20 protein-coding genes and 1 pseudogene are annotated in these 19,086 nt (G+C 55.5%); 14 read left to right on the forward strand and 7 right to left on the reverse strand.

Annotated features, from left to right (window positions below; all coding sequences use genetic code 11):
• Positions 1-49: 49 nt before the first annotated feature.
• From ACYZTR_RS01745 to ACYZTR_RS01755, 3 genes are all read right to left on the reverse strand, one after another.
• Entirely contained in the window at positions 50-433 is a 384-nt protein-coding gene (locus tag ACYZTR_RS01745) for a DUF6124 family protein (RefSeq protein ID WP_449642835.1), read from the reverse strand.
• A 324-nt stretch (positions 434-757) separates the two neighbouring features.
• Positions 758-1,516, reverse strand: coding sequence for a slipin family protein (locus ACYZTR_RS01750; protein ID WP_461975950.1), 759 nt, complete (start codon positions 1,514-1,516; stop codon positions 758-760).
• 2 nt (positions 1,517-1,518) lie between these two features.
• Positions 1,519-2,049 carry an NfeD family protein gene (locus ACYZTR_RS01755; RefSeq protein ID WP_461975952.1) on the reverse strand — a complete coding sequence of 177 codons (531 nt, stop codon included), beginning with the start codon at positions 2,047-2,049 and terminating at the stop codon, positions 1,519-1,521.
• 198 nt (positions 2,050-2,247) lie between these two features.
• Between ACYZTR_RS01755 and ACYZTR_RS01760 the strand changes: the two genes are divergently transcribed.
• The 4 genes from ACYZTR_RS01760 to ACYZTR_RS01775 all read left to right on the forward strand — a co-directional run bounded on the left by ACYZTR_RS01760 (position 2,248) and on the right by ACYZTR_RS01775 (position 5,812).
• Complete coding sequence (locus tag ACYZTR_RS01760) at positions 2,248-2,709, forward strand: aminoacyl-tRNA deacylase (RefSeq protein WP_461975954.1); 462 nt, start codon at positions 2,248-2,250, stop codon at positions 2,707-2,709.
• A 136-nt stretch (positions 2,710-2,845) separates the two neighbouring features.
• Positions 2,846-3,091, forward strand: coding sequence for a DUF2789 domain-containing protein (locus ACYZTR_RS01765; protein ID WP_461975956.1), 246 nt, complete (start codon positions 2,846-2,848; stop codon positions 3,089-3,091).
• Positions 3,092-3,386: 295 nt separating this feature from the next.
• A complete protein-coding gene (locus ACYZTR_RS01770; protein ID WP_461975958.1) occupies positions 3,387-4,025 on the forward strand; it encodes an NADH:ubiquinone oxidoreductase subunit N in 639 nt (212 codons plus the stop codon).
• Between the two features lie 281 nt (positions 4,026-4,306).
• Positions 4,307-5,812, forward strand: coding sequence for a YdgA family protein (locus tag ACYZTR_RS01775; RefSeq protein WP_461975960.1), 1,506 nt, complete (start codon positions 4,307-4,309; stop codon positions 5,810-5,812).
• A gap of 94 nt (positions 5,813-5,906) precedes the next feature.
• On the opposite strand, the gene ACYZTR_RS01780 is transcribed toward ACYZTR_RS01775, so the two are convergent.
• Complete coding sequence (locus tag ACYZTR_RS01780) at positions 5,907-7,436, reverse strand: FAD-dependent oxidoreductase (RefSeq protein WP_461979547.1); 1,530 nt, start codon at positions 7,434-7,436, stop codon at positions 5,907-5,909.
• Between the two features lie 139 nt (positions 7,437-7,575).
• Here ACYZTR_RS01780 and ACYZTR_RS01785 point away from each other — a divergent pair, with 139 nt between their 5' ends.
• The 7 genes from ACYZTR_RS01785 to ACYZTR_RS01815 all read left to right on the forward strand — a co-directional run bounded on the left by ACYZTR_RS01785 (position 7,576) and on the right by ACYZTR_RS01815 (position 12,133).
• Complete coding sequence (locus ACYZTR_RS01785) at positions 7,576-8,136, forward strand: YbhB/YbcL family Raf kinase inhibitor-like protein (RefSeq protein WP_461975962.1); 561 nt, start codon at positions 7,576-7,578, stop codon at positions 8,134-8,136.
• A gap of 87 nt (positions 8,137-8,223) precedes the next feature.
• Positions 8,224-9,936, forward strand: coding sequence for a vWA domain-containing protein (locus ACYZTR_RS01790; RefSeq protein ID WP_461975964.1), 1,713 nt, complete (start codon positions 8,224-8,226; stop codon positions 9,934-9,936).
• Position 9,937: 1 nt separating this feature from the next.
• Positions 9,938-10,504, forward strand: coding sequence for an RNA polymerase sigma factor (locus tag ACYZTR_RS01795; protein ID WP_461975966.1), 567 nt, complete (start codon positions 9,938-9,940; stop codon positions 10,502-10,504).
• Positions 10,501-11,124: a hypothetical protein gene (locus ACYZTR_RS01800; RefSeq protein WP_461975968.1), complete on the forward strand. Its 624-nt coding sequence runs from the start codon at positions 10,501-10,503 to the stop codon at positions 11,122-11,124. The genes ACYZTR_RS01795 and ACYZTR_RS01800 overlap by 4 nt, the downstream gene beginning before the upstream one ends.
• A gap of 20 nt (positions 11,125-11,144) precedes the next feature.
• On the forward strand, positions 11,145-11,411 hold the full coding sequence (locus tag ACYZTR_RS01805; protein WP_461975970.1) for a hypothetical protein: 267 nt from the start codon (positions 11,145-11,147) through the stop codon (positions 11,409-11,411).
• 117 nt (positions 11,412-11,528) lie between these two features.
• Positions 11,529-11,828, forward strand: coding sequence for a type II toxin-antitoxin system prevent-host-death family antitoxin (locus ACYZTR_RS01810; protein WP_461975972.1), 300 nt, complete (start codon positions 11,529-11,531; stop codon positions 11,826-11,828).
• Complete coding sequence (locus ACYZTR_RS01815; protein ID WP_461975974.1) at positions 11,825-12,133, forward strand: type II toxin-antitoxin system RelE/ParE family toxin; 309 nt, start codon at positions 11,825-11,827, stop codon at positions 12,131-12,133. The genes ACYZTR_RS01810 and ACYZTR_RS01815 overlap by 4 nt, the downstream gene beginning before the upstream one ends.
• Positions 12,134-12,843: 710 nt before the next feature.
• Here ACYZTR_RS01815 and ACYZTR_RS01820 read toward each other — a convergent pair.
• Positions 12,844-13,212, reverse strand: a complete 369-nt coding sequence (locus ACYZTR_RS01820) for a hypothetical protein (RefSeq protein WP_461975976.1) — start codon at positions 13,210-13,212, stop codon at positions 12,844-12,846.
• A gap of 1,298 nt (positions 13,213-14,510) precedes the next feature.
• Positions 14,511-14,729, reverse strand: coding sequence for a hypothetical protein (locus ACYZTR_RS01825; protein ID WP_461975978.1), 219 nt, complete (start codon positions 14,727-14,729; stop codon positions 14,511-14,513).
• A 221-nt stretch (positions 14,730-14,950) separates the two neighbouring features.
• Here ACYZTR_RS01825 and ACYZTR_RS01830 point away from each other — a divergent pair, with 221 nt between their 5' ends.
• Together ACYZTR_RS01830 and ACYZTR_RS01835 are read left to right on the forward strand one after the other, a co-directional pair.
• Positions 14,951-15,457 carry a hypothetical protein gene (locus tag ACYZTR_RS01830; RefSeq protein WP_461975980.1) on the forward strand — a complete coding sequence of 169 codons (507 nt, stop codon included), beginning with the start codon at positions 14,951-14,953 and terminating at the stop codon, positions 15,455-15,457.
• Between the two features lie 183 nt (positions 15,458-15,640).
• Positions 15,641-16,546: a tetratricopeptide repeat protein gene (locus ACYZTR_RS01835; protein WP_461975982.1), complete on the forward strand. Its 906-nt coding sequence runs from the start codon at positions 15,641-15,643 to the stop codon at positions 16,544-16,546.
• Between the two features lie 115 nt (positions 16,547-16,661).
• On the opposite strand, the pseudogene ACYZTR_RS01840 reads toward ACYZTR_RS01835, so the two are convergent.
• A pseudogene (locus ACYZTR_RS01840) lies at positions 16,662-16,775 on the reverse strand (IS630 family transposase); the annotation flags it as partial.
• A gap of 368 nt (positions 16,776-17,143) precedes the next feature.
• On the opposite strand from ACYZTR_RS01840, the gene ACYZTR_RS01845 reads away from it, so the two are divergent.
• Complete coding sequence (locus ACYZTR_RS01845; RefSeq protein ID WP_461975984.1) at positions 17,144-18,934, forward strand: ATP-dependent nuclease; 1,791 nt, start codon at positions 17,144-17,146, stop codon at positions 18,932-18,934.
• The last annotated feature ends 152 nt before the right edge of the window (positions 18,935-19,086 follow it).

Raw genomic sequence — 19,086 nt, forward strand, 5'->3', positions numbered from 1 at the left:
AACCGGCCGAGGCCGGTTTTTTCACCCTATTCACCACAAATCTACCCGGCTAAACCTTGACCCGGGCCTGCATGATCTCCGACTCCTCCCAATGATCCAGCGCTCGCTCTACGAGTAACTGCACGCCATCGGCCATGCGGCTGAGCGCCAGGGCTACCGAGCGCCGCGTCCCGTCCACATCGTCCGCCAGATTGGCAGCGATGGCGCTGATGGACAGCAGGTCTTCGGAGGCGTTGGCCAGAAGGGTTTCGGTGTTGACATCGGGGGCGACGGTGAAGAGGTTGCCTTTGCGGTGCTTGGGCGGTTTTTCGGTGGTCGGGGGGAAGTAGTGGGCGAAGGCGCGGTCGGCGGCTTCTTTGAGTTTTTCGGTTTCGAGGGATTCTTCGGACGGGGTGCCAGAGTTTTCTGGCGGATTTGGAGATACCTTGAACATTTAAAATTCCTAAACAGTAAGTTGGAACCGTCACCCTTCGTTTGCACGCGAATTGGGTGGCGGCCGTGCGCAGGTGTGCAAGACCGGGACTGTTTAGGACACCCAGCAGATCCGAGGATCTCCTGCGCGCAGCCGCCATAAAGCAATGAGCCATGGCAATTGCGCCCTAAACAGTTTCGTCGGACTTGCACGTCCGTGTCACCGTTTATTCAGTGACAAGGCCAGACTAGACCTGGGTTTGGGCCGGAACAAGTTCACCAACACCGCTACAACTTGAAGGAAATCTCCGACGGGATTACCGGACGTTGGTGTCTGTGGTGAAGATCACTCTTTGGACGACAAATCCGCCATCCCCTTGAGCAACTCGATCGGCAGCGGAAAGACGATCGTCGACGTCTTGTCCCCAGCAATCGAACTCAGCGTCTGCATGTAACGCAACTGCATGGCCCCAGGCTGGCGCCCAAGCATTTCAGCGGCTTGCATGAGTTTTTCCGAAGCCTGCAATTCACCTTCGGCGTGGATCACCTTGGCCCGCCGCTCTCGTTCGGCTTCAGCCTGTTTGGCGATGGCGCGGACCATCGATTCGTTGAGGTCTACATGCTTGATCTCAACGTTGGCGACCTTGATGCCCCAAGCGTCGGTCTGAGCGTCGAGCACTTGCTGAATGTCGGTGTTCAACCGCTCACGCTCGGCGAGCAGTTCATCGAGCTCATGTTTACCGAGCACCGCCCGCAAGGTGGTCTGGGCCAATTGGCTGGTGGCCATGAGAAAGTCTTCGACCTGGATGATCGCCTTCTGCGGATCGAGGACGCGGAAATACAGCACCGCGTTGACCTTGACCGAGACGTTGTCGCGGGTGATCACGTCTTGTGGCGGCACGTCGAGGACCACGGTACGCAAGTCGACGCGAACCATTTGCTGGACCACCGGAATCAGCAGGATCAGGCCAGGGCCTTTGACCTGCCAGAAGCGCCCTAGCTGGAACACCACCCCGCGCTCGTATTCGCGCAGGATGCGAAAGGTCGACCCCGCCAGTGCAATCACCAGTAACAGCAGCGCGGCAAAACCCAGTTGCAGGCCCATGGTTATTCTCCACCCGGCGCCGCATCAGCCGCGGCCACTTCCAGCAATAATCCCTTGCGTGCCACCACCCGGACCCTTTGCCCGGGTTGCAGCGGCGTGGCGCTGAGCACTTGCCACTTTTCTCCTTGCAGGTGCACCCAACCGTTGTAGGCATTGCCGGTCAGCGACATCACCGGGGCCACGCTACCCACCAGTCCTGCATCGCCACTGACGTTTTCGCGCGGTCGGGTTTTCAGGGCGTGGATCAGCAGGAAGATCAGCAGCAGGGCACTCACCAGTCCCAGGCCGATCATCAACGGAACAGGCACTTCGGTGTTGGTCATAATCACCGCGCCGATCACGAACATCACAATACCGCCCAGACCGATCACGCCGTAATTGGGCAAGGCCGCCTCGGCGATCAGAAACGCGATACCGAACGTGATCAGCCAGATCCCGACGGGGTTGGGAGCCAGCAGGACGACGGTGTCCGCTGCGAATACCGATCCGCTCAAGGCCAACAGCAGCGCAACTGCACAACAACGAGTGTTCACGTGACCCTCCGGGAGAGTCATTGATGGTTCTTTATACAGTCTAGCTGAGCTCTTGATTGTACGAATTTTGATCAGTTGTCGACCTTGTTCCGGCGGGCAGATTTCCCGCGCGATTGCGCCAGCGGGCCTAGACTTTTAGTGGAGAGAAAAGGTTTAACCATCGTCCGCGAACAGTGGTTGCGGACACCGAGGTGCATCATGCGTATGGCAAAAACCCTGCAGAGCAGCCTGGAAAAGGCGCACTGCGAATATGACATCGTTTCCCACCCGCACTCGGCCAGCAGCCTTGAAACCGCGCGGCTTGCGGGCATTCCTGCCGAACGGGTGGCCAAGTCGGTAATCCTCGACGACCAACACGGGCATTTCTTGATGGCTGTGCTGCCCGCCAGCCGCCATCTGGACCTGAGCAAAGTTCGTAGTAGTGGCGAATGGCAGGTCTCCCGGGAAAGCAACCTGCCGCACCTGTTCGATGATTGTGAACGCGGCGCCGTGCCAGCCCTGGGCGAGTCCTATGGGCTCGACGTGGTCATCGACCCGTTGTTGACCCGCCAGAAAGACATTTATCTGGAAGCCGGCAACCACACCAATCTGCTTCACATGAATATGCCGGAGTTTCTGAAAATGGTGCCGCATGCCGAGGTGCGAGAGTTGAGCCAGTGAGTTTTGTAACGTCAGTTACACCGTCTTCGCGAGCAGGCTCGCTCCCACAGTTGACCGCGTGTCCATGTGGGAGCGAGCCTGCTCGCGAATGACTGCGAAGCGGTCACCTATTCAGCCCATTACGAAGGAGCCCGACATGGAATCCCCAACCCACAGCCTCCCCTCACTGTTCAAACAACTTGGCCTGCCTGATGACGCCCAAAGCATCGACCAATTCATCGCCACCCATTCACCGCTCAAGCCCGAATTGCATTTGGCCGATGCCTTTTTCTGGAGCAAGAGCCAAGCGCAGTTTTTGCGTGACGATATTCTGGATGACGCGGATTGGGCGGAGGTGGTGGATCAGTTGGATGTGCTGTTGAGGAAGGGGCGGGGGGTGTAAAACCTGACCATGCGCATCAGATTTGCTTCAAAACTTGACCCACTTTCCCCGCCAATACCCTGTTGATAGCTAGCAAGCTAACAGTGTGTGTTTCCCCTCGTGCCAAATAACCTCGACACTCTCCAGATGAACATCAGCAGCTCCAGGGTGGTGGCCGCCAGGCATTGGCGGGAAAGCGGACGAACGCAAGGCACGAACTCCGGCAAACCCTGAGGCCGTTGCTATGCTTTGACTTGATGAGGTCGCGCGTCGAGCTCATCAATCAAGGCTCGCGTTGGTCATGGGGATTCCAATAATGAAAAACCCTTATGCTCCCGGCTTCTGGTGCGCTATAGCGGCATTGGTGTTGCTGTCGGCCACCTATTTCTACGGCATCATGCTGGCCCACCAGATCGACAAGGCGCTGCTATTCCTCGACAGTGCTACAGCGCTGATTGCCGTGATGGCAATCGTGGTGGTGGCCTGGGCTTCGGTCCAGAGTCAGCGCATCAAAAAAAGACAGCTCGAACAAGGCAAGACCCTGGTGCTGATCTGGGACACCAAGGTCGCGTTGCGCCGTGTCGAAACGGTGTTCGATCGGTATTTCTGGGGCAGTTACTGGCAACCGGGGCGTACGTTCCAGGAAGTCATGGGCGAACTCACCGGCACACCGCTGGAAAAAAGTCTCGAAACCCTGAAAAAACAATGCCAGGCGCTGGACAAGCAAATGTCCGAGGACGGCTGGCACTGGCTCAACAACGCCCGTGAACTCTCCGATGTCGCCAACGCCATGGCCCGCGAACGTTATCAACTGGACTTCTGCGACCCGCGCTCGGAATCCCCAAGCGGCACGGCGGTGATCAATCGCGACTTCGAGGTGCTGGTTTATACATGGACTGCACGGCTCAAGACCTTTGATCATCAATTGGATGAGATTGAGGTTCAGTATTCCTGAATGATGTTGGCTGTACTGACGCTATCGCGAGCAATCTCGCTCCCACAGGTTTAGCGCAATCCCTTTGGGAGCGAGCTTGCTCGCGATGGCGTTTCAATGCCCGCCGAAACTCTCAACCTCTTCGCGCGGTCCATAGACACTCTTTAACCTTTAATCATTGGGTCGCCCCGTGCGCCTGATGCTAATCTGCATCGCACTTTTAGCGCAGTCGTGACCGCAACCTGTCATGGGTTCAGGGAAGACGACCACACCTTCAACAACGGACATTGATCGGGTAATTCATGAATAAATCAGCAGGCGTGCTTCTAGGAATTGTGGTCGCCATCGGTGCAATCAGCGCTGGCGGTGCCTGGTACACCGGGACCAAGCTCGAAGGTGTGCTGAACACCTCGATTGCCGACGCCAATAAAGAGCTGCAAGCCGCGCTGGTCGGTTCCAACGGCAAGGCGTCGCTGGAGCTGGTGTCGCTGGAGCGCAATGTATTCAGCAGCGCCGCGCACTACCGCCTCAAGGGCGAAGGCGAAATGTTCGGTGAAGCACCGGTCGAGCTGCTGTTCGTCGATCGCATTGAACACGGTCCGCTGCCGTTCTCGCGCCTGGTATCGCTGAAGTGGCTGCCGGTCCTGGCCACCAGTCACTACGAACTGGAGAGAACCCCGACCACCGAGAAGTGGTTCGCCGCTGCCAAGGACAAATCCCCTCTTACGGGCGTGGTCAACATCGGCTACGACAACTCCACCAACGGCACCCTCCAATTGCTGCCGCTGGACGTGGCGCTTGACGACAAATCCAACCTGAAATTTTCCGGGCTGAACCTCGAAGTCGCCGCCAGCGCTCAAGCGCAGAAGGTCAAGGCCAACGGCTACATGGACAGCCTGACGCTAAGCACGGTCGCCGAAGATCAGACGCCGGTGAAGGTCGAACTGAACGGCCTGACCCTGGCCAGCAACCTGACAAAAAGTACTTACGGTTACTACACCGGCGAGAACACCGTCGAGCTGACCGACAGCAAGACCACCTTCGGCGCCAAGCAGTCAGTACTGGGTTTCAAGAAATTTGAAATGAAGAACCAGACCGAGGAATCGGGCACCAGCGCTTCGGGGCGCGCCGATTACAAGGTGGGTGAGGTGACCTTGAACGGCAAGGCTGTCGGGTCTGCGCAAATGGCCATGAGCCTGAAGAACCTCGACATCCCGGCAACAATGTCGCTGATGCAGATTTACAAGACCAAACTGCAACCCTACGAAAGAGCCGCCGCGGAGGCCGCTGCTGCGGGTGAACCGGCTCCAGAGTTGGTCCTGACCCCGGCCGAAGAGGCGCAAGTCAAAACCGGCCTGGAGAAACTGCTGGCCGCCGGCCCGCAAGTCGCTTTGGAGAATCTGTCGTTCAACACCCCCAATGGCGAAAGCCGCGCCAACCTGGTACTCGACCTGACCAAACCACAATCCATGGACCTGCCGCCAGATCAGCTGACTCAACAACTGATCGCGCTGCTGGACGTTAACGTGCGTGTGTCCAAGCCAATGCTCGTTGACCTGCTGAGCGTGCAATCGCAAATCGACGGTCAGACCGACGCCAAGCTCGTCGCCGATCAGGCTACCGCCACCGCCGACATGTTCAGCAGCATGGCGGTCGGCACGCAGTTGGCAAAACTGGAAGGCAATAACATCGTCACCAAACTGCACTACGCCAATAATCAGGTGGAATTCAACGGGCAGAAAATGACCGTCGGAGAGTTTGTCGGGTTCGTCATGGGCAAATTCGGCGGAAATGTCACCGTCCAGTAAAGCCAGGATTTACCCACCGACGCCCGGCCACTGCGCAACGCAGACGCCGGGCGTTTTGCTTATCCCGACTGTGCGCTGGAGCGGCTGAACACGTTTAGCCAACCTCCCGAATCATCCTCCATGCCTCATCCACCGGCAGCGGCTGCTTCATCCGTTCAGCGAGCAGCGCTATCGCACGTTCTTCATCGCAAGCCACCGCGGCGACCACCACTCCGTTCTTGCCGAACAGCCCGATAAAGGGTGGATGGTCGGGATCGCCTTTGAACTCGACCTCGTCCCAGGTTTCGGCGTGTCCAAGGTAGTCGTAGTTTTTACCGAAGTGCCAGGTCCAGAAATAGGGCACGCCGAGGTAATGCTCGTCGCCGCCAAGCATGTTCATCGCCGCGATCCGCGCCTGTTGCTGTGCCAGGCGCCAGTGTTCGATCCGTTGAGGCTGGCCGTTGAGCGGGAAGGTCGCGATATCGCCGGCAGCCCAAAGCCCATCGGTCACGCGCATCCCGCCGTCGACTTTCAGCGACTGGTCCTTTTCCATGGGCAGGCCGGTGAGTGCGCCGGTTGCCGGGCTGACGCCAATGCCGACCAGCACCATATCCGCCGGTAAACGTTGGCCGTTGTCCAGGCGCACCGCTTCGACCCTGGCGGTTCCTTCGATGTGCGTTGCTTCGCCATCCGTATGAAACACCACGCCGTTGGCCTCGTGCAGGGCACGAATCGCCTTGCCGACCGCGTCGCCAAACTGTTTGGCGAAAGGCACTGCGTGACGCGCCAGAATGGTGACTTCCAGGCCGTATTGACGCAGGGAGGATGCGGATTCCATGGCGATAAAACTGTCGCCGATGATCACCGCTCGTTGGCCTGGTTTTGCCGACTCCAGAATTCGCTGCGCCTGGTCCTTCGAACGCAGCACGAACACCTGCGGCAAGTCGGCGCCAGGCAGCGTAAGAGGATTGGGTGTGCCTCCGGTGGCGAGCAGCGCGGCGTCGTAGCTCAGCGATTGACCGTCGAGCAACTGCAACGTTTTGTTCGCGGCGTCCAGGCTCGCCACTTCACCGTTTATTCGCTCAATGCGCTGTTCGCGGTAAAAGTGTTCATCACGCAGCGGCGGGATTTCTTCCGGCGGCATCTCCCCGGCAATCACGAATTTGCTCAATACCGTGCGGTCGTAACCGGCGTCGGTTTCACGGTCGATCAACAGCACCCGGCCACCGAAGCCTCTCTCCCGCAACGCCGCCGCACCCGCCGTGCCTGCGGCGCCGGCGCCTATGATCACAAACGTTCGCTCATCGTCGGCGGGCGGGGTGTGAGCGTCGGACATCGGCTGATCGTCGACCCAGACCTCGTCATCGCGCACCTCTAGGGGATAACGCTTGAGGCTGTCCAGGGCCGGCGGTTCGCACAGCGCGCCGTCCTCGATCCGAAACGTCCCCTTGTGCCACGGGCAGATCAGGCGCCCATGACACAGCGCACCTTCGGCCAGCGGCGCACCGGCATGAGGGCATTCACCCTGATAGGCGCGCAATTGATCGCCGGCCCGCAGCAGGAGGATTTTGGTGTCCGCGATCCGCACTTCCAGGCCACGGTCTTCGGGAACGTCGGCGAAACAGGCAACGCGGTGCAGTGCCATCATCACTCTCCAGGCAAGCGTTTCATTTAAGAGTTTGGCGCTTATCCAGAGGTTCAGCCAATTCCCACTGCCACCGAACGAACGGTCCGGCTATAGTTTGCACGCCGACGACGGCCCCACCCGCACAAGGTGCTCCGGTATGACCCGATTGACCTCTCTGACCCCTTGGCTGGCGGCCGTTGCCGTCGTCCTTTGCGTGCAATTTCCGGCGCAGGCCCAGGAGCGTTTCACCCTGAACATCCCAGGTGTCACCGACGATCGACTGTTCACCTCGGCTGCCGCCAGCGATGCGCCCAATTGCGGTGGGCACAATCAGTCACCGGCCTTGAACTGGAATGCCGGGCCGGCGGGTACGTTGAGCTATGCCATCGTCATGCACGATCCTGACGGCCAAAAAGGCCAAGGCGTCGATCACTGGGTGCATTACGGCATCAAAGCCACGACTCATCAGATCGCCGCCGGCGTCGGCGCAAAATCCGCCCTTGAAGGTGTCGGTGGCACCAACAGCAAAGGCACCACAGGTTATGTCGGTCCTTGTCCGCCGGTCGGCGACAGTGCGCACCACTACATCATCCAGCTTTACGCCCTGGACCTGGCCCCGGAAGCTTTAGCTGCCGGCCTGACGCGCGCGCAACTGCTGGAAAAAATCAAAGGCCATGTGTTGAAAAACAGCAGTGTGGTGCGGCGTTATCACCGCTGACGTTTTTTTCAGCAGGCTTAACCCGAATTTACCGGGCTGTCCGTCTCAGAGGATGAATGGATCAATTTCCTCCTGAGGTCAGCCCCCATGTCCCTCCCTCTGCATTTTCTCCGCCCGGCCGCCCAGGGTTTCGCTGCCGGGTTGCTGCTGGCCATTGCCGGTTGCGGCGTTTCATCCAAGCCTGATTCCGCGTCGGTTTCGCCACCGGCTCAAGGTGCACTGCCGGCTGAAATCTTGGTGCGCAGCGAGGCCGTCATGGCGGACACCTCGATGGCCAAGCGCAGCGTGCGTCCGGCGCCGACGGCGAGTTATGCGCCGATGCCCGCGGGCGAGGCATCGGCGCAGGGCTATCGGGATGAGCAGCGGGAGCAGTATCAGGCGCTGGCGGATAATCCGATCCACAGCGTGGCCCAAGCACCGGTCTCGACCTTCAGCGCCGACGTCGATACCGGCGCCTACGCCAACGTCCGCCGCTTGCTCAATCAGGGGCGCCTGCCACCGGAAGGTGCGGTCCGACTGGAGGAGATGGTCAATTACTTCCCCTACGATTACGCATTGCCCACCGATGGCTCGCCGTTCGGCGTGACCACAGAGCTGGCGCCGTCACCGTGGAACCCGCATACCCGATTGCTGCGCATCGGCATCAAGGCCTCGGACCGTGCGGTAGCGGAGTTGGCCCCGGCGAACCTGGTGTTTCTGGTGGACGTGTCTGGCTCGATGGACCGACGCGAGGGTTTGCCGCTGGTCAAAAGCACCCTCAAATTGCTGGTTGATCAATTGCGCGAGCAGGACAGGGTTTCGTTGGTCGTTTACGCCGGCGATTCGCGTGTGGTGCTGGAGCCGACGTCCGGACGCGACAAAGCGAAAATTCGCACAGCTATCGAACAATTGACCGCCGGCGGCTCCACCGCTGGGGCGTCAGGCATTGACCTGGCCTATCAAATGGCGCAGCAGGCGTTTATCCCCAAAGGCATCAACCGCATCCTCCTGGCCACCGACGGTGACTTCAACGTCGGCATCAGCGACTTCGACAGCCTCAAGCAAATGGCTGTGGATAAGCGCAAGACCGGCGTTTCCCTGACCACGTTGGGGTTTGGTGTGGATAACTACAATGAACACCTGATGGAACAGTTGGCCGATGCTGGCGACGGCAACTATGCCTACATCGACAACCTGCGCGAGGCGCGCAAGGTGCTGGTGGATCAACTCGGCTCGACCCTCGCCGTCGTGGCGAAGAACGTGAAGCTGCAAGTGGAGTTCAACCCGGCACAGGTCAGTGAATATCGGCTGTTGGGGTATGAGAACCGTGCGTTGAAGCGTGAGGATTTCAGCAACGACAAGGTCGATGCCGGTGAAATCGGCGCAGGGCATACGGTGACGGCGTTGTACGAAATTGTGCCCAAGGGTGAAAAGGGCTGGCTGGAGCCGCTGCGGTATGGCAATGCTGGGGCCGCTGTTTCCGATAAGTCTGGGGAATTGGCGATGTTGCGAGTGCGATATCAGTTGCCTGAGGGTGGGAACAGTCGCTTGATCGAGCGGCCGATCGTCAATGGTCGGGACGGTAAAACCAGTGATGACCTGCGATTTGCGGCGGCCGTGGCGGCGTTTTCCCAGCAGCTCAAGGATGGGCGTTATACCGGTGATTTCAGCCTGAAAGATACGGAAGCCTTGGCTCGTGGCGCGCGGGGTGATGATCGATTCGGTCTGCGTGCCGAGTTCGTGCAATTGGTGGAGTTGGCGCAGAGTCTTCGAACCACGACCGCGTCGAATAATGAGCCGCCTAAAGGAGGCTACAACTGACATGTCTGCTCCTGAACTGAGCGACGAATCGCTGCTGGCCCGTTATCGCGCAGGCGACAGGCCGGCGTTCGAGATTTTGTACGCTCGTCACCGCCAAGGGCTCTACCGATTCCTGCTCGGCCTGAGCGGCAAGTCCGAACTCGCCGAAGAGGTTTACCAGGAAACCTGGTTGAGCCTGATCCGCAGCACCAGTCAGCCACAAGGCCGGGCGAACTTTCGTACCTGGCTATTCCAGATTGCCCGCAATCGACTGATCGATCACTGGCGCAAGCACGGCATCCACAACCCGTTGCACGACAGCTACGACGAACAGGTCCACGCGTTGAGCGATGACACTGCCGACCCCGAACAACGGCTGAGCCTGAGCCGCGACAGCCAGCGCCTCGAAGCGGCCCTGCAAAACCTGCCCGCTGACCAGCGCGAAGTGTTCCTGCTGCGCGCCCACGGCGATCTCGATTTGCCGCAGATCGCCACCCTCACCGACACACCGCTGGAAACCGTCAAAAGCCGCTTGCGCTACGCCCAGCAAAAACTGCGTCGGCTGCTGGCCGAGGAGGTACTGACATGACTGACGCCCGACCTATACCAGAAGACCAAGCGCTGCAGCATTTTCGCGAGCATGCGGCCGGCGAACCACCGTCCCATCTCGACGCTTTCATCCTGGCTACAGCGCAACGCGAAGTCCCCGTGCAGAAGCCAGGTTTGTGGAAACGCTGGGTTCAGGCCTGCCAGAAACCTCGTTGGCAGGTCGCATTTGCCAGCCTCGTCGGGGTGGCCCTGATGCTGGCGCTGGTGCAGCGTGCGCCGGAGAAATTGCCGAGCTACGACTTCGCACCCGCGCCAAAAGCATCGGCCCCGGTGGCCAAGAAAGAAGCACCGTCATCGGTTGCGCGTTCTCTGGCTGCCCCGGCCGGCGCCATGTCCGCGCCAGAGCTTGCGGCCCCAATGGCCGATCTTGCTGGCCCAGCGCAGAGCGAATCGATCAGCGCTGAAATGGCTGACGAAGCGAAGGTCAGCAAACGCCAGGCGATAGCTCCGGCAAAGTTTATCGACGATCAATTAAGGGAAGTGATCCGCCTGCAAAAGGCTGGTCAGGCTCAAGAGGCCGCTGGCCTGATGGCGACATTGCACAAACGCTTTCCCAAGGAAAATCTCACGGCCAGACTCAAGGAATTGCAGAAAAACTGAGAGGCAGAGCGGTCAGTCATTTGGCATCGACACCGGAAAGCGCGCACTATCGGCCCATAGCCGATGCGTTGGAGGAAGCCATGGCGAAAAAAATCGACCGCATCGCCCAAATGCTCAACTGCCCGGTGAAGGGCGAGGAATTACGGCGAGCGGTGACTGAGAGTCGTAAGGAGTTTCTGCTGGCGAAGCAGGCAGAAGAAACACTTGAGGAAGACGCCCTTGATGATGAATTGGTCGAGGACGAAGAGGATGATGAATACGACGAGTTCGATTGGACGACTGAATGAAAAAACCGCTTCGGCGGTTTTTTTGTGCATCTCGATGGCCTCGGTCAGATGCTCGTTGACCGTAGCTCTGACAATCGAGCAGTATAAGGTACTTTTTTTCGTACCTTTGGAGCCGCCATGGAACAGTTACTCGCTAGCCGGTCGGTCAGCATCACCGAACTCAAACGCAGTCCAAGTACTGTGATTGAACAGGCAGGCTCAGAGCCCATTGCTGTTCTAAACCACAATCGTCCCGCCGCCTATCTCCTGCCGCAAGCTGCTTATCAGGAATTGCTTGATCGATTGCAGGCAGCAGAAATCCGTGAAGCCATTGCTGCCAGCCGCCATGATCCACGTCCAGCCATCGCCGCCGATACGGTATTTGCTGAGCTCGACGCGCTCATTGATGAGGTCGCAGATGAGCAGGGGCGTTCATGAGGCAACTGCTTTTCTCCGCACATGCACGAGATGATTTGCAACAAATCGCAAGATACATCGCCCGTGACAATCCTGGCCGGGCCAAGACGTTTGTAGGTGTGTTGCGAGTGCAATGTTCACGGCTGGTTGCGCAGCCGCTTCTTGGCATTGCTCGGGATGACTGCGCCAAGGGCGTGCGAATGATTTCTCATGGTCGATATTTGATCTTTTACAGCGCGATCGACAACGATGTTCTGATCGAGCGGGTATTGCATAGCGCGAGGGACATTGGCCGGCTGTTTGAATCAAGCAGCGTTGATCATTAGGCAACCATCCGGTGTACACCTTTCGACCGACATAAACCGATCCAGCAATTGAACCGTCAAGTTTTCCTTGACGGTTGCCTCTGCCAAACTCGTTCTCTTAGCCGTAACGATGGTTGATGCGCTAAGGCGCTGAAACTGCTCAGGGGTTTTTTATTGACTGGTTTTTTGCGTTGCCAGTCGCGTGTTGTCGATTGCGAGGCCCTTCCTGGTTAGCAGCACCCCTAAAGACATCACCCACAAAAAAGCCCCAGACCCTAGGATCTGAGGCTTTCTCGTTTCTACGTATGGTGCCCAGGCGTCGTTTGAACTGGAGGCTGTGATGCCCGGTTTATAAGGGTTCGGCTGGTGGTGTTTCGGTTAGGCATACACGTGGGCATACAGGGTGCAACGCGCTGCTTCCTTTGACGCTCTTTAAAAGGCTCGATCGTTAGTCACCGTGACGAACGATTGTGGGCACGTCCTGGTGATTCTCTAGCACGGCATATCCACCTCTCTTCGTAACAAGAGAAATGGGCTGTGAGGAATCGCCCCCGTCAATGGAAATGCGAACCTCCAGACTCTGATCCTCGAAAGAACGAAGCTCTTGTATCAACTGTGCGACGGTTTTGCCGCGACCGATCCATTCTGGGGTCATACATATTCCAAGTAAGGGTATGCGCTGGTGGGGATGTCAGCGGTTTGTTGAGAAGGCGTTACCGGGGCTCGCAGGATTAAGTGGGAAAAATCCCGTGATCCTCGGCCCACTTTCCGTACGCACTCGCACCCATATTCACAATGTCTGGAAAAACGCCAATCTCGACAGATTGAAAAAAGCCAAGGCAATGACTCCAATCAGAGTCGCTTGGCTCCTCCACGACCCAACACTCGTAACCCAACGACTTCCAGTCAAGGTCAGGGTCTGAGTTAGATGCCCGCAGGAGTTCCTCGGCAATACGCTCTGTCCATGCAATTGCTTCACCTGCAGTGGAGGCCGCGACGTAAATACCTGTGGATGACTCGCAGTCTTCAATGATGCCTTTTTGAAACAACATCCAGCGCTCGGGCTCGTGGTAGGTGAACCCTATGAGGAATTTATTCATGTTGAATCCTTGTCGTTCTATCGCTGCCAGCACCGTTACCGTGCTTTCGCGGACCTCAGTAATCGGGTAAAGCTGGAAATCGCGTGATGTATGTCATCTTGGGTATCCCCGTCCCACTCCTCAACTGTTTCCAGCTCTGTCCGTAACCTGGCAACACGCTGCTCGATCTCTTCGATTTCAGGGGCACCACATTGCATAGCGATTGCCTGCCAACCGTCATCAGAGATTTTTTCCTGAACAGATAAGCCGGACCGGGCATTTGCGATTAGCTTCTGTAGGTTACTCATCTGAGATCTCGGGCGGGTTGCAGAAAAAGGTGCTGGGGACCCTGACGATATCCTGAGGACACGGGGTCGGAAACCCGCGGGATCTTGTTAGCGACAGGCATCCCACCTTACTGAAATTTCAACGTTGAAATTGAAAGGATCCTGACGAAAAAGGGGCATCGTTACCGTGTTGGTAAAGATGCCCCTTTGTGTTGCTGATAACGCATACATGGGGTTCGTCAACCTGTCAACCAACCTCAAAAATCCAGCCACTAACACGAACGCGCGGGTTCTTTGCCCCGTGTCTATCCGAAATGCCCAGGGTCCCCTGCGATATTCCAAGCCATAGTGCAAATGCACTGGTGAACAGCAGTTCACCCGGTTCACCTGTTCACTAAGCTGGGCGTTTTTCCGCTAACACGATCACGCGGGTTTCCGACCCCGTGCGTGTCTCATCGCCTCAGGGGCCCCAGCTCCCGCTTGAATCTCCTCGCTGGTGGAAGTCAATTCTTATGGGGAGTGGGGCAGGCACCTGTCAAATGTCGTGTAACTCGTGTTACAGGTGTAACGAATCTAGTTAACTAATTGAATTTAAAGGATAAATATAGCGTTACACGCCCTGATAGCGTTCCGTGTTCATGGTGTAACGAAGACGAATTGTGTAACGCTTTCAGTCAGCGAAACCAAGGAAAATCCGCGCTACTTAATCGCCAGCACTACGGCGCGGGAATAATGAGGTCGGACCGGTGGTGGGCATGTTGCAACTGGCCTTGAAGCTGGCACCGGTTACAGCTCCACACTGAATCCGCCAATGCCCCCGATCCTGTCCGCTGATCGTCCCACCGCCGTCAGGCTGGCCAAGGTGCGCGGCCCCCCTGGGGGTTATGGTCGCCCAGTCTAGGGGGCTTCCTTGGGCCAAAGAAAAGGCCCCCGCACCGCGTCAAGGTGGGGGGCTTTTGAACATAAATGGCGTTCTGTCTACCGGTCGTCAAAGGCCGCAATCAACCCATGGTTGCTATCAGGGGCAATTCACTAGGACTGCCGTAACCGCATAATCGCGTCTGTAATCGCTTCTGCATTTTTATCCAGCGTTTCCATGGCCACGACTGCGTTATCGGCAACATTTTCTACGCCATTCTCTGATAGCCACTTGGTGATCTCTTCTATTGCCGCCCCTAGGGCATGCTGGTTGTGCAGAAGCAATGTCAGAGCATCTGCCGTGGGGATGTTGCAGTCTGAGTTGTCTGGCATGGCGGTCGTCCTTGGGGGGTGATTCAAAAAGCCTAGTTCATCTCGCCGCTGGCTAAAAATGGATAGGTCGTGAAAAAATGCCTTGAGTGCCTGCAGACCGTGTTACTGAAGGTGTGTTGAATACTTTTAACTAATCTGCCCTTGGTTTAGATCTATGAAAATCCACGCTGTCACAATATCATTGTTTCGACACATTAAATGCGAATAGGAGCACTGCCTGCATGGATATCGAACCGACATTGCACGCGGAATGGATCAAACTTCTACCAATTATAGTTGGCGGGACATTAACGCTACTTGGAGGGATTTCTGGGCAGATTCTTACTCAATTTCTATCGGCACGACGGGAGCGAAAGAAATTTTTAGCCGCAAAATTAGAAGACCTTGCTAGAGCCGTTTCCGCATATTCCACATGGATATCAGAAAAAAGAAATACAGTTCTATTCAAAGACGAAACGCACGATACCCCTTCACCACTTGATGAAGCTGTTCTACTCCAGAGATTATATTTCCCAGAACTCCACGGGGAGATATTGGCTCTAATGTCAGCTTCGCACCCACTGTTAATAAACATAGGAGAACAAGCAGTGGCACGAAAAGAGAATCTCCAATTATGGCTAACAACACTTGACAATACAGCTTACGATGATGGCTATAAAGCCCACCTCAAAGCCTTGAGTGACACTGTAAAAAAATGCAGAGTTATCGCTGAAGACGGACTTAACTGATTGCATCTAGTGTGCCGTTCGCGAAATAACTTATTGAGCTTTCCGTCTAACTTCAAACGTCATTGCTGCCTTGGAGAGCTTACAGTGAGCGCTCTGGACATCACACATTAGTACATCTATGGCTCGGCCGTCTGATTGATAGCATAATGCCTCCTGTTTTATTTCAACGGATGCATGGAAGCCATGTTCAAAACTCTGTCTCTCCTGTTGCTTTTGGCCGCGATCACGGGCTGTCAGAACCTGACCCGACCGACCGATTTCGACTCCTCACTCGTTGGCTTGCGATGCATGATGATCGCCGGTGAGAAGCCCTTCGAGCGGGACAATCTGCGTTACATCGAACGCTATGCCAATTATGGGAATGCCACGTGCAAGGCGATGCTGGGTAAGATGTATCAAGAGGGGGGATACGGCGTCGATCAAGATTTCAGTAAGGCCCGGGCGCTGTTCGTCGAGTCTGCCATGCTGGACCCGTCCACCAATATTCTGTTGGGGCAGATGGCCGAGCGCGGTGAAGGTGAGCCGGTGGACTATGCCAAGGCGCGCGAATTCTATCGCCTCTCGGGCAAGAATGCCGTGCTGGCGCTGGGGCGATTGATGGAGGAGGGTAAAGGTGGCCCGCAGGATCTGCCTGGTGCCTTGGCACTCTATCTGGAGTCGGTGAAGTACTGTCGCGATGATGCCTGGGAGGCGATGAACCGTTTGCGCAAACAGGGGCAGCCGCTTAATGAGGTGCAGACGAAGCGGTATCAGCAACTCTGGATTACAAGTTTCCTCAAGCAGCAGAGCCGCCGTCTGGCTGTTCGGGAAGTGTTCGAGGCAGTCAATGCTACGGGCGAAGCTAAGAACGTGAAGTTGTCCTATCGCTTCAAGTCAGACAGCGGTGCGCCTCAGGTCACAATGATCAAAGGTTCGGGCGATGCCAATGTGGATAGGTGGGTCATGAAGGCAGCGTCGCGGATCACGATGGGTGACTCCGCGCCACTGACTGATAGCTCGGGCGAGCAGGAGATCCAGGCGCCGCTTATATTCTCACCTCAAGACACTCAACACCTGGATTGGATATGCGGGAGAAGGCCCTGTAGTTGATTGCGCTGATCAATGGTCGGATGAACGCCCGCGTGCTAGGGACCGGCGGCAAGGCTCCGGTTACGAACGTTCGGAAAAGGGGCGGATACATCTATAAGCTCGTTGTCACTGCGCTCTAGTGGTCTGTTCTCGAAATATCTTTCTTGTCCTGTGCGGTTTCAAGCGCCTCACGCGCTCGTTGGATTTTGTTCAAAATTTCCTCCCCCTTTGCGTTCCATACGTATCGGTTCGACCGCAGCAATCGTTTCGGAGCGATTCCCGGCCGTCGGCAGGCGTTTACGACCGGCCGCTATCGGCCCAGGCAGTGTGAAAACCTTTTGGCGTAGGTTTTACGGTCAGAACCAGAACGAAAACCGCGTTCTTACGCAAATTTCAGTTCTGCTGATTAATCAAGAACTTGCAGATTTTATGTAGCAACGCAGACTTTAAAACGGTGTCTGCCTTTTACACAGCCTGGACCAATAGCAGTCATTCAGATACGTCATTCACAATGATTGGCAATTCAATATTTTCTTACAGCGATTGTAAAACGTCGTAGATTTGACCCATGATGCCATTTAGATATCAAGCGGATATCGCATCAGGGAACGATTAAAAATGAGACTTCATAGATTAGAAATAGCCGGTTTCAAGCGCATCCACTCAGCTACTGTTGAATTTGGCGAAGCGACGTTCTTAATTGGGGCGAATAATGCCGGGAAGAGTTCTGTATTGCAGGCGGTGGAGTGGCTGCTTTCGGCTAAAACCGTAATGGACCCGTCTTTCTATTGCTCAGAAGCTGATCCCGAAACAGGCGAAAACAAGATTTCTTGTAAGATAATAACATTGGAAGCTGAGTTTCGTGATGTCCCTGACCAGTCCTCCGATTGGAGAGGGTTCAAAGGGAGGGTCTTTAACTATGATCCAGGTGAGTCAGGCGAAACAGGAAAGAGTATTTTTTACCGAAAAACTTACACCCTTGGGGAAAGTGTAATCACCGAACTAAAATCTTTTGCTCGTACTCTTCAACCCGATTTTTTTGCAATAACCAAGCCATTAGACCTGTTAGAGCGAGGCATTGACGAAGGTATTGTTCAAGAATTATTCAAAGATATTGATAAGAAGATTAGTGCTGCCGATCGCACTAAGCTGGAACTGATTGACGAGATTTGGGATATCTCAGAGGAAGAAGTTTGGGACAAAAACCCGGGCGGTATAAGTGGCGTTGTACTATCAAAATTACCTAACTTTTTGCTGATTCCTGCCGAATCTTCAGCTCATGAATTCGACAAAGCTGGTGTTCTACATAAAACTCTTAACGAGCTTTTCAAGGATGTTAGAGAAACCTCTGAACACTTCAAAACCGCTCAACATAGTCTAAATCTCCTAGCAAAAGAGCTAGATCCTTCCGACGCGGCTTCGGAGTTCGGAAAAATGATGCTAGAGCTGAATAAAGTTTTGAGCGGTGTATTTCCAGAATCCAGAATCTTTGCTTCTGCAGATCTTTCCGGACCAGAATCTCTGAATCCGGTCTTCGCAATTGAGATGTCGAGTAACATCCGTACTAGCATCGCTAACCAAGGAACGGGAATGGTGCGAGCTGCGGTATTTGGGCTTCTGCGATTCCGTCAACAATGGCTCAAAAAAAGGGGGGGTAATGATGATCGTGGACTCATAATAGGCTTTGAAGAGCCCGAAATATTTCTTCATCCAAGCGCAGCGAACCAAATGCGTGATTTGATTTACGAGCTTTCTGGCGGCACGTCTCAAATAGTAGCTACCACCCACTCCCCATACTTAATCGATTTATCTAGAAAGCCTAAACAGGTTTTGAATCGATTCCATTATGAACAAGGCCACTCCACAATACATGCCTTCTCCGTTTCTGAGAAATTTCGAGAACTTCAGGAAAACGATAAAGATCAAGTAAAGATGCTAATAAAGCTTGACGACCATGTGTCACGAATATTTTTTACTCGCAAGGTCATCGTAGTAGAAGGTGACACTGAAGAAGTCCTAATAAAAGAAGCTATCCGTCGAATGCCCCCGGAGCTTCGAGCTAAAGTTTTGTCTGGAAGCGAAATAGTTAAAGCCAGAGGCAAGGCTGCAATCATAGGGCTGGTCAAATACCTTAATGCTTTAAGTGTTAATTATTTTGTAATTCATGATAGAGACCAGGGCACCGCTGGCGCCGAAGTATTCAACCAGCCAATAGCGGACGCTGTTGGAGACAACGAGAAAGTTACTATGCTCCATGAATGCGTAGAGGACTTGATAGGCTACCCCGCCCCCAGCTCAGAAAAACCGTTCAAAGCATATAAGGAAACTTTAAACTGGAACGAAAATTGGGAGGGTGTTCCGCAATCGTTGAGAGATGTAATGGTGAAAGCGTTTAGTCCTTTTATATAGAATTTTTATTCGGCATTCATTCCGATAAACAATACCAAATCTGACCATAAACTCCGTTATTGGAAGCGTCGGATCACTTGTGCAGGCGCTCCTGCACCATCAACCCGAGGCTGCTCTGCTCAGGCTCCGGTGCTGGTTCAGCTTGCCCAAGT

This window comes from Pseudomonas sp. Hz4, assembly GCF_054898165.1.

Excerpts from the sequence above, each read along its gene's own strand:
- ACYZTR_RS01820 (WP_461975976.1), bottom strand. The coding sequence starts at position 13,212 with ATGAATAAATTCCTCATAGGGTTCACCTACCACGAGCCCGAGCGCTGG.
- ACYZTR_RS01795 (WP_461975966.1), top strand. The coding sequence starts at position 9,938 with ATGTCTGCTCCTGAACTGAGCGACGAATCGCTGCTGGCCCGTTATCGC.
- ACYZTR_RS01825 (WP_461975978.1), bottom strand. The coding sequence starts at position 14,729 with ATGCCAGACAACTCAGACTGCAACATCCCCACGGCAGATGCTCTGACA.
- ACYZTR_RS01835 (WP_461975982.1), top strand. The coding sequence starts at position 15,641 with ATGTTCAAAACTCTGTCTCTCCTGTTGCTTTTGGCCGCGATCACGGGC.
- ACYZTR_RS01845 (WP_461975984.1), top strand. The coding sequence starts at position 17,144 with ATGAGACTTCATAGATTAGAAATAGCCGGTTTCAAGCGCATCCACTCA.
- ACYZTR_RS01745 (WP_449642835.1), bottom strand. The coding sequence starts at position 433 with ATGTTCAAGGTATCTCCAAATCCGCCAGAAAACTCTGGCACCCCGTCC.
- ACYZTR_RS01750 (WP_461975950.1), bottom strand. The coding sequence starts at position 1,516 with ATGGGCCTGCAACTGGGTTTTGCCGCGCTGCTGTTACTGGTGATTGCA.
- ACYZTR_RS01790 (WP_461975964.1), top strand. The coding sequence starts at position 8,224 with ATGTCCCTCCCTCTGCATTTTCTCCGCCCGGCCGCCCAGGGTTTCGCT.
- ACYZTR_RS01775 (WP_461975960.1), top strand. The coding sequence starts at position 4,307 with ATGAATAAATCAGCAGGCGTGCTTCTAGGAATTGTGGTCGCCATCGGT.
- ACYZTR_RS01810 (WP_461975972.1), top strand. The coding sequence starts at position 11,529 with ATGGAACAGTTACTCGCTAGCCGGTCGGTCAGCATCACCGAACTCAAA.
- ACYZTR_RS01770 (WP_461975958.1), top strand. The coding sequence starts at position 3,387 with ATGAAAAACCCTTATGCTCCCGGCTTCTGGTGCGCTATAGCGGCATTG.
- ACYZTR_RS01815 (WP_461975974.1), top strand. The coding sequence starts at position 11,825 with ATGAGGCAACTGCTTTTCTCCGCACATGCACGAGATGATTTGCAACAA.
- ACYZTR_RS01830 (WP_461975980.1), top strand. The coding sequence starts at position 14,951 with ATGGATATCGAACCGACATTGCACGCGGAATGGATCAAACTTCTACCA.
- ACYZTR_RS01780 (WP_461979547.1), bottom strand. The coding sequence starts at position 7,436 with ATGGCACTGCACCGCGTTGCCTGTTTCGCCGACGTTCCCGAAGACCGT.
- ACYZTR_RS01785 (WP_461975962.1), top strand. The coding sequence starts at position 7,576 with ATGACCCGATTGACCTCTCTGACCCCTTGGCTGGCGGCCGTTGCCGTC.
- ACYZTR_RS01765 (WP_461975956.1), top strand. The coding sequence starts at position 2,846 with ATGGAATCCCCAACCCACAGCCTCCCCTCACTGTTCAAACAACTTGGC.
- ACYZTR_RS01800 (WP_461975968.1), top strand. The coding sequence starts at position 10,501 with ATGACTGACGCCCGACCTATACCAGAAGACCAAGCGCTGCAGCATTTT.
- ACYZTR_RS01760 (WP_461975954.1), top strand. The coding sequence starts at position 2,248 with ATGCGTATGGCAAAAACCCTGCAGAGCAGCCTGGAAAAGGCGCACTGC.